The organism is Streptococcus raffinosi, from assembly GCF_030284685.1.
Classification (GTDB): domain Bacteria; phylum Bacillota; class Bacilli; order Lactobacillales; family Streptococcaceae; genus Streptococcus; species Streptococcus raffinosi.
The window spans coordinates 1-23,796 of record NZ_JASUZV010000005.1 but is presented as its reverse complement, the minus strand read 5'-3'; the positions used below and the strand labels follow the sequence as shown (position 1 = coordinate 23,796).

17 protein-coding genes are annotated in these 23,796 nt (G+C 40.8%); 14 read left to right on the top strand and 3 right to left on the bottom strand.

What is annotated here, in order from left to right; genetic code table 11:
* Positions 1-611: 611 nt before the first annotated feature.
* The 10 genes from hisC to hisE are packed head-to-tail and all read left to right on the top strand — an operon-like array spanning position 612 to position 7,959.
* Complete coding sequence (gene hisC / locus QRD39_RS04355; protein ID WP_285955792.1) at positions 612-1,664, top strand: histidinol-phosphate transaminase; 1,053 nt, start codon at positions 612-614, stop codon at positions 1,662-1,664.
* Entirely contained in the window at positions 1,661-2,641 is a 981-nt protein-coding gene (locus QRD39_RS04350) for an ATP phosphoribosyltransferase regulatory subunit (RefSeq protein ID WP_008534354.1), read from the top strand. Before hisC ends, QRD39_RS04350 begins: the two co-directional genes overlap by 4 nt.
* Positions 2,634-3,284: an ATP phosphoribosyltransferase gene (hisG, locus tag QRD39_RS04345; RefSeq protein ID WP_002883998.1), complete on the top strand. Its 651-nt coding sequence runs from the start codon at positions 2,634-2,636 to the stop codon at positions 3,282-3,284. The genes QRD39_RS04350 and hisG overlap by 8 nt, the downstream gene beginning before the upstream one ends.
* Entirely contained in the window at positions 3,281-4,564 is a 1,284-nt protein-coding gene (gene hisD, locus QRD39_RS04340; protein ID WP_285955791.1) for a histidinol dehydrogenase, read from the top strand. The genes hisG and hisD overlap by 4 nt, the downstream gene beginning before the upstream one ends.
* A 19-nt stretch (positions 4,565-4,583) precedes the next feature.
* Positions 4,584-5,168, top strand: coding sequence for an imidazoleglycerol-phosphate dehydratase HisB (gene hisB, locus QRD39_RS04335; RefSeq protein WP_008534357.1), 585 nt, complete (start codon positions 4,584-4,586; stop codon positions 5,166-5,168).
* Positions 5,165-5,773 carry an imidazole glycerol phosphate synthase subunit HisH gene (hisH, locus tag QRD39_RS04330; protein ID WP_285955790.1) on the top strand — a complete coding sequence of 203 codons (609 nt, stop codon included), beginning with the start codon at positions 5,165-5,167 and terminating at the stop codon, positions 5,771-5,773. The genes hisB and hisH overlap by 4 nt, the downstream gene beginning before the upstream one ends.
* Before the next feature lie 48 nt (positions 5,774-5,821).
* On the top strand, positions 5,822-6,541 hold the full coding sequence (hisA, locus tag QRD39_RS04325) for a 1-(5-phosphoribosyl)-5-[(5-phosphoribosylamino)methylideneamino]imidazole-4-carboxamide isomerase (RefSeq protein WP_285955789.1): 720 nt from the start codon (positions 5,822-5,824) through the stop codon (positions 6,539-6,541).
* A gap of 1 nt (position 6,542) precedes the next feature.
* Positions 6,543-7,301: an imidazole glycerol phosphate synthase subunit HisF gene (gene hisF, locus QRD39_RS04320; RefSeq protein WP_285955788.1), complete on the top strand. Its 759-nt coding sequence runs from the start codon at positions 6,543-6,545 to the stop codon at positions 7,299-7,301.
* The gene (gene hisI, locus QRD39_RS04315) at positions 7,298-7,636 is read left to right on the top strand and encodes a phosphoribosyl-AMP cyclohydrolase (RefSeq protein ID WP_285955787.1); all 339 of its coding nucleotides are present in this window, start codon (positions 7,298-7,300) and stop codon (positions 7,634-7,636) included. The genes hisF and hisI overlap by 4 nt, the downstream gene beginning before the upstream one ends.
* Before the next feature lie 8 nt (positions 7,637-7,644).
* Positions 7,645-7,959, top strand: a complete 315-nt coding sequence (gene hisE / locus QRD39_RS04310; RefSeq protein WP_285955786.1) for a phosphoribosyl-ATP diphosphatase — start codon at positions 7,645-7,647, stop codon at positions 7,957-7,959.
* 154 nt (positions 7,960-8,113) lie between these two features.
* On the opposite strand, the gene QRD39_RS04305 is transcribed toward hisE, so the two are convergent.
* Positions 8,114-8,797 (bottom strand): DUF4956 domain-containing protein, encoded by a 684-nt coding sequence (locus QRD39_RS04305; RefSeq protein ID WP_285955785.1) that lies wholly within the window; start codon positions 8,795-8,797, stop codon positions 8,114-8,116.
* Positions 8,790-9,569 (bottom strand): polyphosphate polymerase domain-containing protein, encoded by a 780-nt coding sequence (locus QRD39_RS04300; protein WP_285955784.1) that lies wholly within the window; start codon positions 9,567-9,569, stop codon positions 8,790-8,792. Before QRD39_RS04300 ends, QRD39_RS04305 begins: the two co-directional genes overlap by 8 nt.
* A 323-nt stretch (positions 9,570-9,892) precedes the next feature.
* On the opposite strand from QRD39_RS04300, the gene QRD39_RS04295 reads away from it, so the two are divergent.
* The 4 genes from QRD39_RS04295 (at position 9,893) to QRD39_RS04280 (ending at position 21,998) form a co-directional block, all read left to right on the top strand.
* Positions 9,893-11,170, top strand: coding sequence for a carbohydrate-binding domain-containing protein (locus QRD39_RS04295; RefSeq protein ID WP_285955783.1), 1,278 nt, complete (start codon positions 9,893-9,895; stop codon positions 11,168-11,170).
* A 33-nt stretch (positions 11,171-11,203) separates the two neighbouring features.
* Positions 11,204-12,226, top strand: a complete 1,023-nt coding sequence (locus QRD39_RS04290; RefSeq protein ID WP_037600596.1) for a glycosyltransferase — start codon at positions 11,204-11,206, stop codon at positions 12,224-12,226.
* Positions 12,227-12,493: 267 nt separating this feature from the next.
* A complete protein-coding gene (locus QRD39_RS04285) occupies positions 12,494-16,972 on the top strand; it encodes a glycoside hydrolase family 70 protein (protein ID WP_008534376.1) in 4,479 nt (1,492 codons plus the stop codon).
* A 424-nt stretch (positions 16,973-17,396) separates the two neighbouring features.
* A complete protein-coding gene (locus QRD39_RS04280) occupies positions 17,397-21,998 on the top strand; it encodes a glycoside hydrolase family 70 protein (protein WP_285955782.1) in 4,602 nt (1,533 codons plus the stop codon).
* 219 nt (positions 21,999-22,217) lie between these two features.
* On the opposite strand, the gene QRD39_RS04275 is transcribed toward QRD39_RS04280, so the two are convergent.
* Positions 22,218-23,420 (bottom strand): IS110 family RNA-guided transposase, encoded by a 1,203-nt coding sequence (locus QRD39_RS04275; RefSeq protein WP_285955781.1) that lies wholly within the window; start codon positions 23,418-23,420, stop codon positions 22,218-22,220.
* Between the last annotated feature and the right edge of the window lie 376 nt (positions 23,421-23,796).

Below are 23,796 nucleotides of genomic sequence, written 5' to 3'. Positions count from 1 at the left end.
AATTTAGATAGAACGAAATCTTCTATAGTGATGAAAATACCTGAATCTATCGTATTTGCGGTGCGAGGGATTTTTGAGACATGAGGTTCAAAACTTAGGCATGGAACTTTTTTGATAGCTAGAATCACCCACCGAATCATTTCACACGCGTCCGTCATCACCTAAGAAAAGTCTTAAAAGGCTTGTTTCTGCTATTAAATATACATGATTTTCAACTTTTTATAAAAATATACAAAAAAGACTTGCTTTGTTCTGAATTTTCAGGTAAAATAAACTAAAATCGAAATCGTTGATAGAAAAAGTCAGATCGTTTCACAGAGAATGCGGGAAGCTGAGAACGCATGAGATCAAAGACGACACATTCTTGAGAGCGTATGCGAACTCTGGATGACAGTAGTGTACGACGGGTGGTTCCGTTAGAGACTAGGAGTTACAAGAGAGACCTTGTGACTTCATGAGGAAGAGGGGGTGACCCCTGTTCGAATTAAGGTGGAACCACGTGCCAACGTCCTTGCAAAAGTTGTTTTTGCGAGGGCGTTTTTTGTTACCCTTGCTTTTAGTATTTGTAGCTAGCCGTACACTTGGTCGGAGTTGAACAGAAAGGATAAACTATGGAAATCAAAGGATTACGAAAGATTGAACCCTATGTGGCGGGTAGTCAGCCTGCTGAGAAAAATATCATTAAGTTGAATACTAATGAAAATGCCTATGGACCAAGTCCAGCGGTCCATCAAGCTTTAGCATCCTTTGATGCCCATCAGTTACGCAAGTATTCGACTTTGGATCAAGCGGCTTTGCGTCAAGCCTTATCTGAACAGTTAGGTGTTCCTGCTGATCAAGTGATTATTGGAAATGGGTCAGACGATATCTTGTCAATGGCATTTCTAGCTTTCTTTAACAGCGAGGAAGAAGTCTTGTTTCCAGATTTGACCTATGGCTTTTACAAGGTTTGGGCAGATTTGTACCATATCCCTTTTAGAGAAGTGCCTCTGAGTACTTCATTTGAGATTGATACTCAAGATTATCTGGTTGAAAATGGTGGGATTGTCCTTACTAATCCAAATGCGCCAACAGGTATTTATAAACCTCTCGATCAAATTGAAGAGATTGTAAAGGCCAATCAGTCAGTAGTTGTGATTATTGACGAAGCCTATATTAACTTTGGTGGGGAGACTGCCTTACCTCTCTTAGAAAAGTATGAAAATGTATTTATCACCAGGACCTTTTCTAAGGACGCCTCACTTGCAGGTTTGCGTGTTGGCTATGGCATCGGAAGTCCAAAGCTAATGGCTGTGATCAATGCCGTCAAAAATTCGGTCAATCCCTATAATGTGGATAGCATCGCAGAAGTCTTGGCGACTGCAGCCGTTCAGTCTTGGGATTATTATGAGGATATCTGCGCTAAGATTATGGATACACGTGACTGGTTTAGTCAAGAATTGCAAGCTATTGGCTTTGATGTGCTGCCTTCAAAAACCAATTTTGTTTTGGTTAAACCGCACGGAATGACGGCAGGCCAATTGTTTGACTATCTCCAAAGTAAGAAAATTTATGTCCGTTATTTTCCAAAAGTGGAGCGTATTTCAGACAGACTACGCATTTCTATTGGGACGCAGGATGAGATGGAGCGCGTATTAATGACAATACAGGAGTTACAAGCATGAAAAAAACGACATTAGCCTTAGGAATGCACGATAAACTTTTCAAACGTGCCCGTACCATGTATCAGATTGAACACCGTATCTGTGACTTGTTGATGACAAAGGGCTTTCTTCGGATTGAGACACCAACCTTAGAGCATTTCGAAGTCTTTAGTGATGTTGTGGACAATGGAAACTATAATTTCTTTGACAAAAATGGAGATCTTGTTAGTTTACGTCCTGATATTACTAGCCAAATTGGGCGTGTGATTGCTTCGACTCAAGTTCATACACCGATTAAATTTTCTTACTCTGGAAAAGTCTTTAACTACAATGAGGAAATGCGTGGCTTGTCCAATGAGCATACGCAGGCTGGTGTGGAAATCATTGGTTTTCCAGTTCATCAGGCATTGGAAGAAGCAATAGCTTCTGCTAAAGAGGCTCTAGATGCTGCAGGGGTCAAAAATTACAAGTTTGAATTTTCACATGCCCGCCTCCTACAACTCATTTTTGAAGAATTAAACCTTCCAGCTGTAAAAGAAGCAGAGTTGGCGGCCTATATCCGTGATAAATCGATCACCGGTCTTAAGGAGTTTACCAAAGAAAATCCAAGTCAATATGACATGGTTTTGGAGCAGTTACCCTTCTTGTTTGGTGAGACAAATGCTGTCTTGACCAAGGCTAGACAGTTAACAGACAGTGAAGCCTTTTTGACGGCTTTGGATAGTTTGGAAGTTTTAACTAATCGTTTATCAGATAGTCTCCCAGAGACGACGCTTGATTTGGCTCAATTGCCAGCAGTGCCTTACTACACTGGCATGATGTTTAAGGTCTTCGGTGACAAGGTACCAGATGCCTTTGTATCAGGTGGCCGTTACGATAAACTATTTGAACGCTTTGGAGCTACCGAGTTAACAGCGGTTGGCTGGGCCATTGATATCGACTCAGTTTATCAAGCAGTACATGACGATGTGGAATTTGGAGGTGACTTGGATGACTAGCAATCAAATCACAATTGCCTTGACTAAGGGACGTATTGAGAAAGATACGGTTAAATTACTAGAAAAAGCTGGCTTTGACATGTCTTTTATGGCTGATAAGGGCCGTAATTTGATTTTCGAAAGTCCTGACAAACGTTTCCGTTTTCTCCTGGTCAAAGCACCAGATGTGACCACCTATGTCCGACATGGTGTCGCAGATATTGGGATTGTTGGGAAGGATGTTTTGGTTGAACATCCGACAGGTTATTTGGAAATGTTAGACCTTAATTTTGGCCTTTGTAAATTCTCCGTAGCATCAACAGAAGACTATAACCCTGATGACCATAAGCGTAAACGTATTGCTACCAAGTATCCAACCATTGCGACGGATTATTTTAATCAAAAGGGTGAGGATGTCGAGATTATTTCGATTCAAGGGAGCGTTGAGATTGCCCCTGTCATTGGTCTAGCAGATGCCATTGTCGATATTGTGGAAACAGGGAATACCCTTGTTGCTAATGGCTTAAAAGTTTATGAAGATATTTGCAGGATTTCAGCACGCATGATTGTTAATAAGGCTTCTTTGAAAAATAACAAGGAAGTTCTACCATTCATTTGTAAGATTGAATCACTTGTAGGAAACGAGGAGGTACCGTTCGAATGAAACGATTAACTGGAACAAATAAAGAAATTGCGGAGCTTCTTTATCAGGAGCAATTGGAACTGTCAAAAGAAAATAGAGACGTTGAAAGTACGGTTCAAGCCATTATTGAAGACGTTAAAAAACGTGGAGACGAGGCCCTTCGTGACTATTCATCTAAATTTGATAAGGTTGACTTGACTGATTTTGAAGTTGGACAGGACTTGATTGATCAAGCCTTTAAAGAGATTGATCCAGAGGTTTACCAAGCCCTAGTCAATGCCAAAGAAAACATTGAATCTTATCACAAACATCAGTTGGAGACTGGTTTTGAGGACCAACCAAGTGAGGGTGTTATTCGTGGTCAATTGATTCGTCCTATCAATCGTGTGGGTGTCTATGTGCCTGGAGGAACTGCGGCTTATCCGTCATCAGTTCTTATGAATGTTATTCCTGCCAAAATTGCTGGGGTTAAAGAGATTATTATGATTACGCCGCCTCAAGAGCACTTTGTTCCTGCGATTCTGGTAGCCGCCAAATTGGCTGGTGTGGATAGCATTTACCAAGTCGGTGGGGCTCAAGGGGTTGCGGCCTTGGCCTTTGGTACAGAAACAATTCCAAAAGTGGACAAGATTACAGGTCCTGGTAATATTTTCGTGGCGACTGCTAAGAAACAAGTTTATGGTATTGTCGGTATTGATATGATTGCAGGACCATCAGAAATTGGTGTTATCGCTGATAGTAGTGCCAATCCAACCTATGTGGCAGCCGACCTCTTGTCTCAAGCAGAGCACGATACACGCGCACGCGCCATTTTGGTAACAGATTCTCAAGCCTTGGCTGATGCAGTTGAAAGTGAGATTGAAGGTCAACTCAAGCTTTTGCCACGTGAGGCGATTGCTCGTCCATCTATTGAAAATAACGGCCGAATTATTATCGCCAATGATACAGATGCTATGTTTGAACTCATGAACTTGGTTGCGCCAGAACATTTGGAAATTGCTATGGACAATGCCTATGATTATCTGGAAAAAGTGGAAAATGCGGGTTCCGTCTTTCTTGGTCACTTTACCAGTGAACCAATTGGTGACTACTATGCTGGTGCCAATCACGTTCTTCCAACGACAGCAACCAGCCGCTTTTCATCAGCATTAGGCGTGCACGATTTTGTCAAACGTATCCAATATACGCAATACGATAAGGCAGCAGTCAATAAGGCTCAGCACGATATCACAACCTTGGCTTACGCAGAAGGTTTGCAGGCCCACGCTAAGGCTATTGAAGTCAGAAACGACAATAATTGAGAGAGTAGAGGAAGAAGTTATGAGACAAGCAGAAATTGAACGTAATACCTTTGAAACCAAAATTAAGTTAAGCCTCAATTTGGATGCTCAAGAACCAGTAGATATTCAAACAGGTGTCGGATTTTTTGACCACATGTTGACCTTGTTTGCCCGTCACGGCCGTATGTCTTTGGTGGTGAAGGCTGATGGCGACCTTTGGGTTGATAGTCACCACACCGTTGAAGATGTCGGTATTGTCCTTGGCCAAGCTCTTAAAGAGGCCTTGGGCGATAAAGCAGGTATCAACCGTTATGGAACGGCTTTTGTCCCTATGGATGAAACCCTCGGCATGGCAAGTTTAGACTTGTCTGGACGTAGCTACTTGGTCTTTGATGCTAGTTTTGATAATCCAAAATTGGGTAATTTTGACACAGAACTGGTCGAAGAATTTTTCCAAGCCTTGGCTTTCAATGTTCAAATGAATCTCCACCTCAAGATTCTCCACGGAAAAAATAATCACCACAAGTCAGAAAGTCTCTTCAAGGCAACAGGACGTGCCTTGCGTGAAGCCATCACAGTCAATCCTGACATTCACGGCGTAAACTCGACAAAGGGGATGCTATGATTATCGTCATTGATTACGATGCGGGGAATACCGCCAATGTTCTGCGGGCCCTTGAAAAAATCGGTGTGACGGCAGAATTGTCTGCCGATAAAGACAAAATCTTAGCGGCTGATGGGTTGATTTTACCTGGTGTGGGTGCTTATCCAACAGCCATGGCAGAATTGGAGCGTAGAGGTTTGGTAGCTGTGATCAAAGAGGCCGTAGCAATGGGAGTTCCACTTTTAGGAATCTGCTTAGGCATGCAGATTTTAACGGAAAAAGGACTGGAACATGAGGAAACAGATGGTTTCGGCTTTATTCCAGGTGTCTGTCGTGCTATTCCAGCCAGCAAGGAGCAACCTGTCCCACATATGGGGTGGAATGATTTGGCTCTTAAGCAAACCAGCCCTTTGACAGATGGTTTAGACGGCCAAGCCGTCTACTTCGTTCACAGTTATTTCACGGATGTCCCTATCCAATATATTGATGTCACTGCAGATTATAGTATTGAAGTACCAGCCATGATCCATAAAGACAATGTTTATGGTGCCCAATTTCATCCTGAAAAATCAGGTGATATTGGTTTAGGGATTATTGAAAAATTTGTAGGTTTATGCAAAGCCTAAAAGCTCTTGAGAGCAAAGTTTTTTCACTTAGAAAGGATGGTAGGGGAGATGCAAATTCTACCAGCAATTGATATAAAGGATGGACAGGCTGTTCGTCTCTTCAAAGGAGATTTCAACCAACAAACCGTTGTCAATCCAGATGTTATTGAGCAGGCAAAGACCTTTAAGGATGCTGGCATTCAATTTATTCACGTCGTCGACTTGGACGGTGCCCTTGATGGTCGAGCCACTAACCGTGACTTAATTGCAGAAGTCAAGAGGATTTCTGGACTTGGCATTGAGGTTGGTGGCGGTATCCGTACCTTGGAGCAGATTCGTGACTATTTGGCAGTTGGCATCGACCGTATCATTATCGGTTCAATGGCGGTTAAAAATCCTGACTTCGTTCGAGCAGCTTTAGAGGAATTTGGTGCTGATAAAATTGTCGTGGGTATTGATGCCAAGGCAGGGTTTGTCGCTACTGAAGGTTGGCTAGAAACCAGCAATGTGGACTATATTACCTTGGCCAAGGAAATGGAAAAGATGGGCGTAACCCTCTTTGTCTATACAGATGTTGATCGAGATGGCACACTGACAGGACCCAATCTTGATCACTACAAACGTTTGGTATCTGAACTCACAACCGCCAAAGTCATCGCTTCCGGTGGGATTGCAGAAGTAGCCGACTTAGATTACCTAGAAGAGATTGGTGTGGCAGGAACCATTGTCGGTAAAGCTTACTATAACGGCAATATCACATTAGACCAACTCAAGTCTTTCGGAGGTTAAGATGCTTAAAAAACGTATTATTCCTTGTTTGGATGTCAAGGACGGTCGTGTCGTCAAGGGGGTCAATTTTGTGAATTTGACAGATGTTGGTGATCCTGTTGATTCTGCGCGTGCCTATTATGAGGCTGGCTGTGACGAACTTGTTTTTTTGGACATCACAGCGACTTCAGATAATCGTGAAACAACGGTTGACATGGTGCGACGCGTTGCCGATCAGGTCTTTATCCCCTTCACAGTTGGTGGTGGTATCCGTTCAGTTGAAGACATGAATAAGATGCTCAAAGCCGGTGCTGACAAGGTTGCCGTCAATTCCTCGGCCCTTGCCAACCCGCAACTAATCGCTGATTGTGCTCAAAAATTTGGGAACCAGTGTGTAGTGGCTGCGATTGATGCTAAAAAGATGGCTGATGGTAGCTGGCATGTCTTTGTGGCGGGTGGCCGTAAGGATACAGGTAGGGACCTCATCCAATGGGCTCAAGAAGTCGTTGCCTTGGGGGCTGGAGAAATTCTCTTAACCAGCATGGACAAGGATGGCACTAAGTCTGGTTTTGATTTGGAAATGCTCAATCGTGTGGCAGAAGTCGTCGATGTTCCGATCATTGCTTCTGGTGGTGCGGGAAATATTGAGGACATTGTAGAGGTCTTTGAAAAGACAACAGCGACGGGTGCTCTGGCAGCCTCTATCTTCCACTTCGGTGAGGTAAATATAGGTGATACCAAACAAGCCTTGGCAAATGCAGGAATTGAGGTGAGACGATGACAGAGGTTAAACTTGATTTTGAGAAACAAGGAGGACTGGTTCCGGTTATTGTGACAGACTACAAGACGGGGCAGGTGCTCATGTTGGCCTATATGAATGAGGAGTCCTATCAGTTGACCCTAGAGACCAAACAAATGCATTACTGGAGCCGTTCTAGAAACGAGCTTTGGCATAAGGGAGCCACATCTGGTCATTTCCAACATGTCAAAAGCATCAAGACAGATTGTGATCAGGACACTCTGCTTATCGCTGTGGAACAGGAAGGAGCAGCCTGTCATACAGGAGCCTACAGCTGTTTCTTTACGGATATATATGATGACAATCAAGATAGATAGGAGTAGCTATGTTAGAAACACTTTGTAAGGAAGCCTTAGATCGTAAAAATAATCCTAAAGAAGGGTCTTATACCAATTACCTTTTTGACAAGGGGCTAGACAAGATTCTTAAAAAGGTTGGCGAAGAAGCAACAGAAGTTGTGATTGGAGCTAAGAATGCTGATAAAGAAGAAATTGCCAACGAGACAGCAGATGTCCTCTATCACCTAGCCGTCATGCTCGTTGAAACAGGGGTCAGCCCTGAAGACGTTGAAGCCGTACTTAAGGCACGACAAGGCAAGCAAAGCAATGTCCATGACCGAAAAGAAGTAACGGATTATTGAGGATTATCTCAACCGATTGCGACTAAGAATTAAAGTTTGAAGTGATTGTATTGAAAAAAGATTCAAATAATGCTTAAGTAATTCATTTCTCTTTGAGAAATCATTTGTAATACACAAAAACATCTCCGAAATAAGTCGGAGATGTTTTTGTGTATTACAAATTCTTTTTCTTTTTAGCTTTTTTGGTTAGGGCAAGATCACAATTTTCAATATTTGAAATCAAGTGATTCGTCAATTGGAAGTCGTCCACTTGGGGATTCAAGTCCACTTCGTAGACCAGTTGCATGCTCTCACCCCCACCTGTGGTGTTAAGGGAAATCAGGTCGCATTCACTGGTGAAATTGAGTAAGGCTTTAGTGATTTTTTGATCAATCAAGTCCTGATGTGAGACATTAATGGTCAGGAGTCTACGACGTTGGTTGTCGGTACGACTTTGACGATTTTCCAAAAGAAGCCAAACAGCCAATAGAAAGGCGGTGAAGAGGACGGCCAGTAGCAAATAGCCTGTCCCAGATGCCAGACCGATAATCATGGCCATAAAGACGGCGATTAGCTCTCTGGAACCACTGGTAGCAGAACGAAAACGAATGAGACTAAAGGTCCCCGCCACGGCGATAGAGGTCCCCAAACTACCATTGACAAGGAAGATCACTAGGGTCATCAAACATGGAAGTAGGGTTAAACTGATGACAAATTCTCTGGTGTAGAGGGTCCGGTATTTGTAAGTCCAGGTCAAGGTCAAGCCTAAAACAAGGCTGACCAGTAAGGCCAGCATGAGTTGAAGGGGACTTGCAGTTGCGGTTGCATCATTAAAGATAGAATTGAAGAGATTAGACATAGGCAGCAGCTCCTTTTTCTTGAACTGGATGTGGCCCGTAGTCTAGACCTTGAGACTTATGATAGGCACAGCTGTATTTTGAGAATTTCTGCTCTTCCAAACCATGTTTGTCTAAGATAGCTTGAAGCCAGTCTGGCTTTTGACCAGGTGCCTTGATTTCCATGATAATCGTATCTTCATCAAGAAGGGGAAAACCATGATTTCCCTTGAAGAGACTGACGTCTTCATCACGGTAAGTCAGATTTTGGTCTAGGGTCACACGAACTTTATTGTAGGCATAGCCTTGGATAGTCTCTTTTTCTTTCATTGAAAAACGGTCGTAGTAGATATACATGCGAGGTTTGAGGCCCTCATCATAGCGCTGGCGTAACTGGTGAATATCCTGTAACAGCTGACGGTCAGTGATTTGACCATGATTCTTACCGTCTGTCATCAAGTTTGTGATGGCAAGTGGAGTTGAAACGAGACGAAACTTATGACCGATTCCCTCCTCATCCTTAGCTTTGACCTCTAGAAAGACCTTGCTATCACTTTTGGGATTGGCGAGATAGGTACGCATGCGGATTTTCTCTTGACGGTGATTACCATCTAGGGCATCTTGGATGACGTCAAAATTATCCGTATCAAAGTAAATATTTGAAATGGTAGATGTCGGATAGTCATCCTCTACCAAATACTCCTTAAGATCAGTGAGCAGGTCTTCAAGATTTTCCTTTGAGACCATATATTTTGTTTCAATGCGTTTAAAACGTGTTTCCAATTGTTTAACCATGAAAAAACTCCTTTTATAGATAAGATACAAAGCCGTAAAGCAACTCCCAGGAAAATAGGGAATTTATTGCAGAAACTTCTATTCCTAAACAGTCGACTTATTATTTTAATTCTTTTTTATAGTAGAAAAGTTGAGCGAAAATGTACTATTTTATATAGCACTCACTTGCTCGCCTATTAGTCTATGGAACTTTTCTGAAAGAAGGCCTAAGTCAAACTTTCACCAAACTTAACTTAAGAAAAGTTTTAGTTAACCTTCAGAAATGTTTTAGGGAAGTTCCGTAAACTGTAATCATCAAAACGAATCCGAGAGGAAAAAAAGATATGAAATCAAAAAGACTAAAAAAATGGACGACTTTAGTAACCTGTGCGACAGCCCTAACAGTCATGACAGCTTGTAGCCAATCAAACAGTCAAGCAACGGGGACGACGTCAAGCACGACATCAAAAACAAGTGCTATAACCGCAACAACTAGTAAGAAAACGACTAATAACAACAGCAACTATTTCACTTCAAAAGACTCGGACACATCTTATGATGAAAGTTCTGCCTCTAAGATTAAGTTATCAGGCTCATCTGCGGATGTTTCAGGTGATGGCATAACGGTATCAGATTCAACCGTAACCATCTCCAAAGCTGGGACTTACGTCATTTCTGGAAAATCTGATGGTGTGCAAATCAAGGTGGATGCTGGGGATTCAGATGATGTCCATATTGTTCTAGATGGTGCTACCATGACAAATACAAATGCACCAATCAACGCTACAAAAGTCGGACATGTCTACCTAACGCTTAAAGATGGAACCACTAGCACCCTCTCTGATTCAAGTTCTAATAGTGATGAAGATGCGGATGCCGTGATTTTCTCTAAGGGAGATTTGACAATTAATGGGTCAGGTACTCTTAACATTGATGCCAAGAAAAACAACGGTATTAAAGCAAACGACAGTCTTCATATAACAGGCGGTACCTACAAGATTACTTCAGTCGGTGATGCCTTCAATGTCAATGATGAACTTAATATCACAGGAACAACCATGACTATTGAGGCCGAAGAAGATGGCGTTAAGGTCGACAATGATGACGACACCTCAGTAGGGACCATGTATCTGTCTGATAATACCATGACTATCAAGGCTGGTGACGACGGTATTCATGCCTCTGGTGACCTGATTATTGATAGCGGTACTTACAAAGTTGAAAAATCAACCGAAGGTATTGAAGGTAAATCTGTGACTATTAATGGTGGAAATATCGATGTCTATGCGACAGATGACGGTATCAATGCTGCTAATAGTAATGCCAGTCAAAGTGAGATTTTCTTCAAGATGACAGGTGGAACTCTTAATGTCGAGGTTGGTCAAGGTGACACAGACCCAATTGATTCAAATGGTGATATTACCGTTACGGGTGGAACGATTAACTTAACCGGTCAATCTGGCTTTGACTTTGACGGTTCAGCGACCTATACCGGTGGTGACATTACTATCAATGGTGAAAAACAAACTAAGATTGAAAACTCAATGCCTGGTGGGGGTGGCCCTCAAGGTGGTGGTCCCCAAGGTGGTGGGCAACCAGGTGGCTTTAGCGGAGGTCACTAAAGAATCATAGGATGAAACAGAAAGGAAGTGCCTATGTATATTATTATTCCAGCTTATGAACCAGACACTCGCCTGATTCAGGTGGTTCAAGATATTACTTTAAAACTCCCTAAATCACGCATTATTGTTGTCAATGATGGGAGTGGACCACGCTATAACGACTATTACGACGAAACAGCCCTTTTTGGAGCTACGGTCCTTAAACACCCGATTAATAAAGGAAAAGGAGCCGCTTTAAAGACTGCTTTCGCTTATATCCAAGAAGAAGTGGTCAGCCAACATCTGTCTGCTCAACCTATAGTAACAGTTGACAGCGATGGTCAGCATCTGATTAAGGATATTGTCCGTGTAGCCAAGGCGACCGAGGAAAATCCAAGTCATCTTATCTTGGGTGCGCGTGCCTTTGTTGGTAAAGTGCCAGCACGAAGTCGCTTTGGAAATAAAGTGACTGCGGGGCTTTTCCGTCTAGTAACAGGTCAGAAGGTAACGGATACCCAGACGGGGCTTAGAGGCATGTCAACGGACCTGATTCCATGGTTGCTTAATCTAGATGGCAATCGTTTTGAGTACGAGTTTAACATGTTGCTTGAAGCCAAAAAGTCAGGTCACCAAATCTCAGAAGTCCCTATCGAGACCGTTTATCTGGAGGAGAATAAAAGCTCGCACTTTCGGCCCATTCGTGATTCCATCCGTATTTACAGCCCTTTTTTAAAGTTTTCTGGCACGGCCGTCTTGGCCTCAGTCATTGATGCAACCGCCTTATTTGTGCTCTTTGCCTTGACGAAAAATCTCCTCCTTTCGGTCGTGCTAGCTCGAGTGATTTCGGCTTCCAGCCAGTGTCTACTAAACGCTAATGTGGTCTTCAATCCGACAAGCTCCCTCTTTAGATCGAGTGTTCGCTACTTTATGTTGGTCCTGGTCCTCTTGGCTTGTAATTATTTCTTACTTAGTAGTCTAGTTGCCATTGGTTTGGGACTGGTTCTGGCAAAATTGGTCACAGAAACCTTGCTCTTTTTAGTCAGTTACAGGGTTCAACATAACGTGGTTTTTGCTTAATAGCTGGCTTGAAAATTGCCAACTGATTGCATAGAGATAGCTTAATCAATGACCTCTAAAAACTTTCCTAAAAAATAGAAAAAGACTACCGTTTTCTAGATTCGGTAGCTTTTAATATTTGTCGAAATGTTTTTCAATTTACATTATGATTAAAAAGTTAAAAGGTCTGATAAAGTCTCCAAATGCTTGAAAAAAATATGCTATAATGAAATTGTTTGAATTATGTAGATTTTCATTCAAACTAGGAAAATGAAATGAGGACCTAAAATGGGAAAAAAGGTACATTACAAGCTTCACAAAGTTAAGAAGCAATGGGTGACGATTGCCGTCACTTCGGCAGCACTTGCCTCTATTGTAGGTGGTGCTACAGTAGCTAATCAAAAGGTTTCAGCCGATGAAACAACAGAACCAGTTGCTACTACGACAGCTGAAAGCGATGTTGTGGTCGAAACGCATGAAGTAGAGACTCCAGCAGCAACTGCTACGACAGATGTTACAGCAGTAACAAATGACAAGGCAACAACTACAGATACTGTAGCAACTCCAGCACCAGCAACGGCTACAACTGATACAACTACTAATGTGGCAGCACCAGCAGCGACTGATCGTGCAGCAGTAGCTAATGGTGCTACAGAAACACCAGCAAATGCAACTGTAGCGACAGATACAACGCTTACAGTAGCTGAAAAACCAAAATCTGGTGTTACTGAAAAAGAAGAAACAGCAGCGCTTTCTTTGGACAACATTAAGCAAGTTGATGGAAAATACTATTATGTCAAAGAAGATGGTTCATACAAAACAAATTTTGCTGTTTCAGTTAATGGCCAGTTGCTTTACTTCGGTAAAGACGGTGCTTTGACAAGCACATCAACACACTCATTCACACCAGGTACAACTAATCTAGTTGATTCTTTCTCTTCACATAATCGTGCTTACGATTCTAAGAAAGAAAGCTTTGAGTTGGTAGATGGGTATTTGACGCCAAATAGCTGGTACCGTCCAGTCACTATTTTGGAAAATGGTGAAAAATGGCGCGTGTCAACTGAGAAAGACTTCCGTCCACTTTTGATGGCATGGTGGCCTGATGTAGATACACAAGTGGCCTACCTCAATACTTTCTCTAAACATTTTAACCTTAACGCAACTTATTCAACCAGCCAAAGTCAATCAGAATTGAATGCAGCTGCTAAGACTATTCAAATTAAGATTGAGCAAGAAATCTCTGCTAAACAATCAACAGAATGGCTTCGTCAAGCAATTTCTTCATTTGTTAAGGAACAAGAGCAGTGGAGTGTTGCAACAGAAAACTATACACAAGCTGACCACCTTCAAGGTGGAGCCCTTCTTTATGTCAATAATGATAAGACACCTTGGGCAAATTCTGATTATCGTTTGCTTAACCGTACACCAAGTAACCAAGATGGTTCTCTAAATGGTACAGGAAGATACTTGGGTGGTTATGAATTCCTACTTGCCAATGACGTTGATAACTCAAATCCAGTTGTGCAAGCTGAGCAGTTGAACCAAATTCACTATCTTGTGAACTGGGGATCAATTGTTATGGGTGATAAGGATGCTAACTTTGATGGTATCCGTGTTGATGCAGTTGACAATGTCGATGCAGACCTTCTCCAAGTTTATACAAACTACTTCCGTGCGGCCTTTGGTGTGGATAAATCTGAAGCCAATGCACTCGCTCACATTTCTATCCTTGAAGCTTGGGATTTAAATGATAATGCTTATAATCAAAAACATGATGGTGCAGCCCTTGCCATGGATAATAACCTTCGTTATGCAATTATGGGTGCACTTTATGGATCGGGCTCTTCATTGAAAGATTTGATTACTAGCAGTTTGACAGACCGTACAAATAATAGTAAGTATGGAGATACACAAGCTAACTACATCTTTGCGCGTGCTCATGATAACCTTGTTCAAGATATCATTCGTGATATCGTTCAAAAAGAGATCAATCCAAAATCAGATGGTTATACCATGACTGATGCTGAATTGAAACGTGCCTTTGAAATCTATAATGAAGATATGAAGAAGGCAGAAAAACGTTATACTATTAACAATATTCCAGCCGCCTATGCTTTGATTCTTCAAAATATGGAGCAGGTAACTCGTGTTTATTATGGAGATCTTTATACGGATAACGGTCAATATATGGCTACCAAGTCTCCTTATTACGATGCTATCACAACGCTCTTGAAGAACCGTATGAAATATGTTTCAGGTGGACAATCGATGAAAGTCGACACGTTCAATGGAAAAGAAATCTTGTCATCTGTTCGTTACGGTAAAGATATTATGACTGCTGACCAAACTACGGGTGTAGCAGAAACAAGTAAACATTCTGGTATGTTGACCCTTATTGCCAATAATCAGGATTTCTCACTGGGTGATGGTACTTTGAAAGTTAACATGGGTAAACTTCATGCTAACCAAGCCTACCGTCCATTACTTCTTGGTACTGATAAGGGAATTGTCACTTACGAAAATGATGCAGCAGCAGCTGGAAAAATTAAATACACTGATGCTGAAGGGAACTTGACTTTTAGTGGAGATGAAATTAAGGGGTATCGTACTGTTGATATGAGAGGTTATCTTGGTGTATGGGTACCAGTAGGTGCACCTGATAACCAAGATATCCGTGTTAAAGGTTCAGATAAGAAACTTGACAAGACATTTTCTGCTACTGAAGCATTGGACTCACAAGTTATCTATGAAGGTTTCTCAAACTTCCAAGATTTTGTTGAAAAAGATAGCCAATATACTAATAAATTGATTGCAGAAAATGCAGAACTCTTCAAGTCATGGGGAATCACATCATTCGAGATGGCTCCTCAATTTGTATCGGCTGATGACCGTACCTTCCTTGATTCTGTTATCCAAAATGGTTATGCCTTTACTGACCGATATGACCTTGCCATGAGCAAGAATAACAAATACGGTTCTAAAGAAGATCTTCGTGATGCACTTAAAGCCCTTCACAAGCAAGGTATTCAAGCAATTGCTGACTGGGTTCCAGATCAACTTTACCAATTGCCAGGACAAGAAGTTGTAACAGCAACACGTGCTAATAGTTATGGTACTCCAAAGGCCAATGCTTATATCAATAACACTTTATATGTTGCAAATTCTAAATCATCAGGTAAGGACTTCCAAGCTCAATATGGTGGTGAGTTCCTTGATGAGCTCCAAAAGAAATATCCACAGTTGTTTGAAGATGTGATGATATCAACTGGTAAGAAGATTGATCCATCTGTTAAAATCAAGCAATGGTCTGCTAAGTACATGAATGGTACTAATATCCTTGGTCGTGGTAGTCGTTATGTTCTCAGCAACGATGCTACTGGTCGCTACTATCAAGTTACTGATAATGGTATCTTCTTGCCAAAACCTTTGACAGATCAAGGTGGTAAGACAGGTTTCTACTATGATGGTAAGGGTATGGCCTACTTTGATAATAGTGGTTTCCAAGCTAAGAATGCCTTCATTAAATATGCTGGAAATTACTATTACTTCGATAAAGAAGGTTATATGTTAACTGGTCGTCAAGATGTCGATGGTAAGACTTATTTCTTCTTGCCAAACGGTATCCAGCTTCGTGATTCTATTTATCAACAGGATGGTAAATATTATTACTTTGGTAGCTTTGGTGAGCAGTACAAAGATGGTTACTTTGTATTCGATGTACCGAAAGAAGGTACTTCAGAAACAGAAGCTAAATTCCGTTATTTCTCATCAACTGGAGAAATGGCAGTTGGCTTGACTTATGCTGGTGGAGGATTGCAATACTTTGATGAAAATGGCTTCCAAGCTAAAGGTACTAAGTATGTGACTCCAGATGGGAAACTCTACTTCTTCGATAAAAATTCAGGTAATGCCTATACAAACCGTTGGGCAGAAATCGATGGTATCTGGTATGAATTCAACGATCAAGGCTATGCACAAGCTACGAAGGGTGAATTCTACACAACTGATGGCTCAACATGGTTCTATCGTGATGCAGCTGGTAAGAATGTGACAGGTGCCCTTACTTTGGATGGTCACGAATACTACTTCCGTGCAAATGGTGCCCAAGTTAAAGGTGATTTTGTTACTGAAAACGGTAAAATCAGCTACTACACTGTAGATAACGGTTATAAAGTAAAAGACAAGTTCTTCGAAGTGAACGGCAAGTGGTACCATGCTGATAAGGATGGTAACCTCGCCACAGGTCGTCAAACGATTGACCACCTTAACTATTACTTCAATGCTGATGGTAGCCAAGTTAAATCTGATTTCTTCACTCTTGATGGTGGTAAGACATGGTACTATGCCAAAGATAATGGTGAAATCGTGACAGGTGCCTATAGTGTTGGCGGTAAAAACTATTACTTCAAAGAAGATGGTAGTCAAGTCAAAGGTGACTTTGTTAAGAATGCTGACGGATCACTCTCTTACTATGATAAAGATTCAGGTGAGCGTCTCAATAACCGTTTCTTGACAACTGGTAACAATGTTTGGTACTACTTCAAAGATGGTAAGGCTGTAACAGGACGCCAAAATATCGATGGTAAAGAATATTACTTTGATAAATTGGGACGCCAAGTTAAAGGTAGCCCAATCAGCACACCAAAAGGAGTAGAATACTACGAATCAGTTCTTGGCGAACGTGTGACAAACACATGGATCACTTTCCAAGACGGTAAGACTGTCTTCTTCGATGAAAATGGTTATGCTGATTTCGATAAATAATCAATCAATCTAATCTTAATCTGAGAGATTAAGTGAAAAACGATATGATTTGACATGAATTTATAGGTGAAATTTCTTGAAAACGAGAATCGTTTAAAGAAATTTCACCTTTTTTTGCTCCTTAAAGAAAAAAATCTGACAAATATCAATTTTGAGTCAGAAAGGCTACAAATGTTATTAAATCAAGTGTTCTAGACATTTTCTAAAAAATAGTTTCAGTTATCAAATGATATAAAATGAGAATTGAAAACCTATGAAACAGGCGCATTACAAAACCTTTCTAATATTACTATTATATTACATATATTTTATAAAAATACAATTAATTTGAAAAATAGTTAGAAAATAATGATATAATGTAATTGTTTGAAATCGGATAGATTTCAGTCTGATTTTGACAAATAAAATCACGGGGAAAATTATAATGGAAAATAAGGTACACTATAAGCTTCATAAAGTTAAGAAGCAATGGGTTACAATTGCAGTTGCCTCTGCAGCACTTGCTACTGTCGTAGGAGGATTGTCTGCAACAACATCTTCAGTTTCAGCGGATGAAACTCAAGATAAGACAGTAACTCAACCAAATTCAGATACAACAGCCGATTTAGTTACTTCTACTGAAGCAACCAAAGAAGTCGATAAACGTACAAATACAAAAGAAGCAGATGTTTTGACACCTGCTAAAGAAACAAATACTGTCGAAACAGCAGCTACAACGAATACACAAGCAACAGCTGAAGCAGCTAAAACAGCAACTACAACGAATACACAAGCAACAGCTGAAGTAGCTAAAACAGCAACTACTGCTGATGTAGCAGTGGCAGCTGTTCCAAATAAAGAAGCAGTTGTGACAACAGATGCACCAGCTGTTACAACTGAAAAAGCAGAAGAACAACCAGCAACAGTGAAGGCTGAAGTTGTAAACACAGAAGTTAAAGCGCCAGAAGCTGCTTTGAAAGATTCAGAAGTAGAAGCTGCGCTTTCCTTGAAAAACATCAAAAACATTGATGGTAAATACTACTATGTCAATAAAGATGGTTCACACAAAGAAAACTTTGCGATCACTGTAAATGGTCAACTGCTTTACTTTGGTAAAGATGGTGCCCTTACAAGCTCATCAACATACTCTTTCACACAAGGAACAACAAATATTGTTGATGGCTTCTCAAAAAATAACCGTGCCTATGATTCATCTGAAGCAAGTTTTGAATTGATTGATGGTTATTTGACTGCAGATAGCTGGTACCGTCCAGTCTCTATCATCAAGGATGGTGTGACTTGGCAAGCCTCTACTAAAGAAGACTTCCGTCCACTTTTGATGGCATGGTGGCCAAATGTTGATACACAAGTTAACTACTTGAACTACATGTCTAAAGTCTTCAACTTGGATGCTAAATACACAAGCACAGATAAGCAGGTTGACTTAAACCGTGCTGCCAAGAACATTCAAGTTAAGATTGAACAAAAGATTCAATCTGAAAAATCAACACAATGGTTGCGTGAAGCGATTTCTGCATTTGTGAAGACACAACCACAGTGGAACAAAGAAACTGAAAACTTTTCTAAAGGTGGAGGAGAAGACCACCTTCAAGGTGGCGCCCTTCTTTATGTGAATGATCCTCGTACACCTTGGGCGAACTCAAACTACCGTCTTTTGAACCGTACGGCGACTAACCAAACTGGTACGATTGATAAGTCAGTCCTTGATGAGCAGTCAGATCCAAATCATATGGGTGGTTTTGATTTCTTGCTTGCCAATGACGTGGATACGTCAAACCCAGTAGTTCAAGCGGAACAATTGAACCAAATCCACTACCTCATGAACTGGGGTTCAATCGTTATGGGGGACAAGGATGCTAACTTTGATGGTATCCGTGTTGATGCGGTGGATAATGTCAATGCTGACATGCTCCAACTCTATACAAACTACTTCCGTGAATACTATGGCGTGAACAAGTCTGAAGCAAATGCGCTTGCCCATATCTCTGTTCTTGAAGCATGGAGTCTTAATGACAACCACTACAATGACAAGACTGATGGTGCTGCGCTTGCCATGGAAAACAAACAACGTTTGGCCCTCCTCTTCTCATTGGCTAAACCAATCAAAGAACGTACACCAGCTGTTAGTCCTTTGTATAACAATACCTTCAACACGACACAACGTGATGTTAAGACAGATTGGATTAACAAGGATGGCAGCAAGGCTTATAATGAAGACGGAACCGTTAAACAGTCTACAATTGGTAAATACAATGAGAAATACGGTGATGCGTCAGGAAACTATGTCTTTATCCGTGCTCATGATAATAACGTTCAAGATATTATTGCTGAAATCATCAAGAAAGAAATCAACGAAAAATCAGATGGTTTCACCATCACTGATTCTGAGATGAAACGTGCCTTTGAGATTTATAACAAAGACATGCTCAGTAATAATAAGAAATACACTTTGAACAATATTCCAGCAGCCTATGCTGTCATGTTGCAAAACATGGAAACTATCACTCGTGTTTATTATGGTGATCTCTACACTGATGATGGTAACTATATGGAAACCAAATCTCCATACTACGATACCATTGTTAACTTGATGAAGAGCCGTATCAAGTATGTTTCTGGTGGTCAAGCGCAATGTTCATACTGGTTGCCAACTGATGGCAAGATGGACAAGTCAGATGTTGAACTCTACCGCACAAATGAAGTCTATACGTCAGTCCGTTATGGTAAAGATATTATGACAGCTGATGATACTCAAGGTTCTAAATACAGCCGTACGTCTGGTCAGGTGACACTTGTAGCAAACAATCCAAAATTGACTTTGGATCAGTCAGCTAAGCTAAATGTTGAAATGGGTAAAATCCATGCCAACCAAAAATACCGTGCTTTGATTGTTGGTACAGCTGATGGTATCAAGAACTTTACATCTGATGCAGATGCAATCGCAGCAGGTTATGTGAAAGAAACAGACAGCAATGGTGTCTTGACTTTCGGTGCTAATGACATCAAGGGTTATGAAACATTTGATATGTCTGGTTTCGTAGCAGTTTGGGTTCCAGTTGGAGCTTCAGATGATCAAGATATCCGAGTAGCGCCTTCAACAGAAGCTAAAAAAGCTGGAGAGTTGACTCTTAAAGCGACTGAAGCTTATGATTCACAATTGATCTACGAAGGTTTCTCTAACTTCCAAACTATTCCAGATGGTTCAGATCCTTCAGTTTATACTAACCGTAAGATTGCTGAAAATGTTGATTTGTTCAAATCATGGGGCGTAACATCATTTGAAATGGCACCTCAATTTGTTTCTGCTGACGATGGTACCTTCCTTGACTCAGTTATCCAAAATGGTTATGCTTTTGCAGACCGTTACGATCTTGCTATGAGTAAGAACAATAAATACGGTTCTAAAGAAGATTTACGTGATGCTCTTAAAGCACTTCACAAGGCTGGTATCCAAGCAATCGCTGACTGGGTTCCAGACCAAATTTACCAATTGCCAGGTAAAGAAGTTGTAACAGCAACTCGTACTGATGGTGCCGGCCGTAAAATTGCAGACGCTATCATCGATCATTCACTTTATGTGGCTAACACTAAGTCATCAGGCAAAGATTACCAAGCTCAATACGGTGGTGAATTCTTGGCTGAGCTTAAAGCTAAGTACCCTGAAATGTTCAAGGTAAACATGATCTCAACTGGTAAACCAATTGATGATTCTGTTAAATTGAAACAATGGAAGGCTGAATACTTCAACGGAACAAACGTTCTTGAACGTGGTGTTGGCTATGTACTTAGCGATGAAGCAACTGGTAAATACTTCACTGTCACTAAAGATGGTAACTTCATCCCTCTTCAATTGACAGGCAAAGAAAAGGTTATTACTGGATTCTCAAGTGATGGTAAAGGAATCACTTACTTCGGTACAAGTGGTACTCAAGCTAAATCTGCCTTTGTAACCTTCAATGGTAATACTTATTACTTTGACGCACGTGGTCACATGGTTACAAATGGTGAATACTCACCAAATGGTAAAGATGTTTATCGTTTCTTGCCAAATGGTATCATGTTGAGCAATGCCTTCTATGTTGATGCTAACGGTAATACTTACCTTTATAACTATAAAGGCCAAATGTATAAGGGTGGTTACACTAAATTTGATGTAACTGAAACTGATAAAGATGGTAAAGAATCTAAGGTTGTGAAATTCCGTTACTTCACTAAAGAAGGTGTCATGGCCAAAGGTATTACGGTTATTGATGGTTTCACACAATACTTTGGTGAAGATGGTTTCCAAGCCAAAGATAAGTTAGTAACCTATAAAGGTAAGACTTATTACTTCGAAGCTCATACTGGTAATGCTATCAAGAACACTTGGAGAAACATCGACGGTAAATGGTACCACTTTGATGCAAATGGTGTTGCCGCTACAGGTGCTCAAGTTATCGATGGTCAAAAACTTTACTTTAATGAAGATGGAAGTCAAGTCAAAGGTGGCGTTGTTAAGAATGCAGATGGTACTTATAGTAAGTACAAAGACGGTTCTGGAGAGTTAGTTACTAACGAATTCTTCACAACTGATGGAAATGTATGGTACTATGCAGGCGCTAACGGTAAGACTGTTACAGGTGCTCAAGTTATCAATGGACAACACCTCTACTTTAAAGAGGATGGAAGCCAAGTTAAGGGCGATGTTGTTAAGAATGCAGATGGTACCTATAGCAAGTACGATACTGCAACAGGTGAACGTTTGACTAATGAATTCTTCACAACAGGTGATAACAATTGGTATTATATTGGGTCTAATGGTAAGACAGTAACTGGTGAAGTTAAAATTGGTGCTGATACTTATTACTTCGCTAAAGATGGTAAACAAGTAAAAGGACAAACGGTAACTGCTGGTAATGGTCGTATTAGCTATTACTATGGTGATAGTGGTAAGAAAGCCATCAGCACATGGGTAGAAATCCAACCAGGAGTCTACGTTTACTTTGATAAAACTGGTCTTGCTTACCCACCTAAAGTGTTAAACTAATAGATTGAAAAGGAGAACTTCGGTTCTCTTTTTTCGGCTCTTTTCTACCATTTGTCAAGTCTATCAAGGCTTTAAGTAAAAAAAGAGATAAGACAGTATCTATTCTGAGGTTACTGTCTTATTTTTAACCCTTTTTTATCCATAAATGGGCATGCTAAAAAAACACCTCATCTGGTATTTTTTGAAACAAGGTGTTACAATAATACGGCATAGACAGCCTTATCGATTTTGGGTCAAAGAGTAATCGTAAAGTTTGTTATGCGTAATGAGGTAATACATTGTTCGAATGAGACGATGTATAGAGGCAATCGTATGTGGCTTAGTTGAAGCTATTGTCGATTGTCTTTTTCGTTTCTCATAAAAGTCAGCGATATGGCAGGGATTAGTATGACTAGCTGAAGCGATGTTGTGAATGCACTTGAACAAGATTTTTCTGGCATAGGGGTTACCTCGTTTAGTGATGTGTTCCTTGGCGAGAAAGTTCCCAGATTCGTAGTGTCTCAGGTCAATGCCAATAAAAGCGTTGATTTGATTGGAAGACTGAAAGCGACGAATATCTCCCAGTTCGCCAATGATAGATGTCGCTGTGGTTTCTGCGATGCCAGGAATTGACCGTAAGATGTCATACTCTGGTAAAGGCTGAGCTAGAGCTACCATGTCGTTTAAGACAACTTGTCTGCGTTCAGAAAGACGAAGCAATTCTTGAGCATAGTAACGAACCTCTTCAAGCATTGGAGAGGTTTTCTTGACCGCACAAAAAGATTGTTTAGCGAGTTTTATAAGTTTATCAGTTAGGTAAGCAATACGTTTTTCAGAGATGCGTTTGGAGGTAGATTGACGGATAATCTCACACAAGTTACTTTGAGATAGGCTTAATACATCCTCTTTGCATGGAAAAGCCATCACTAAGTTCCAATATTGCTCTCCAGTAGGTGTGGATAATAGATTTTCCAATTCAGGAAATGTGACTTGTAGGACCTTGTGCAGACGGTTTTTAGTTCGAACAAGATCTTCTGTCATATTTTGATAGAAACGGCTTAAATCACGCAGGTGTTGATAAACTTCTTCCTGCACGTAAGTTGGTTTACGATTGTGCACAAGCTGAGATTTAGCCAGTTTTTCAGCGTCAATTTTATCTGTTTTACGAACTCGCAGACTGTCCAATTGCTTCTTAGCTTCCAGCGGATTTAGCCGTGTGTAAGCGTAACTATATTCCTCAAGAAAGGCTTGAAGACGTCGAGAATAGACGCCTGTAGCCTCAAATATAATCTCAGGGTTATGAACAGTTTTCAAGTCGCCCAACAGGCGATTGAATCCAATGGCATCATTGAGTATGGTGTAGCCATGAACCTTCTCACCGTTGACTAAAATGGCCACCTCAGAACTTGTTTTACTAACATCAATTCCAAATACTGCACGCATGACATTACCTCTTTTGTCTTGAATAATTCCATGTTTTAGTGATTTTATTTTCAATACGCGACGTTTAGCGTCCTACATACTTTGATCAAACTCCACCTAAAACAAGGTGTCTTGCCAGTTTGTCAAGCGACGTCTAGCGCCATAGAGCCCTACGACTTTACAAGACACCACTACTTTAACATAAAGAAAAAGTAGTGAGTACTCTCTCCCGTCGGAGATTTCTTCACTACTAATCTTAGTATGTTTGTCAACTGTAGTGGGTGACGAAAAGCTAACATCTAGAGAGGACCTGATAGGTCTTCTCTTTTTGTATGTTCAGAGTGATGAAAACACGCTTCCTAAAGTTAATAAAGTTTCTAAAACCGAAGCCCAGACG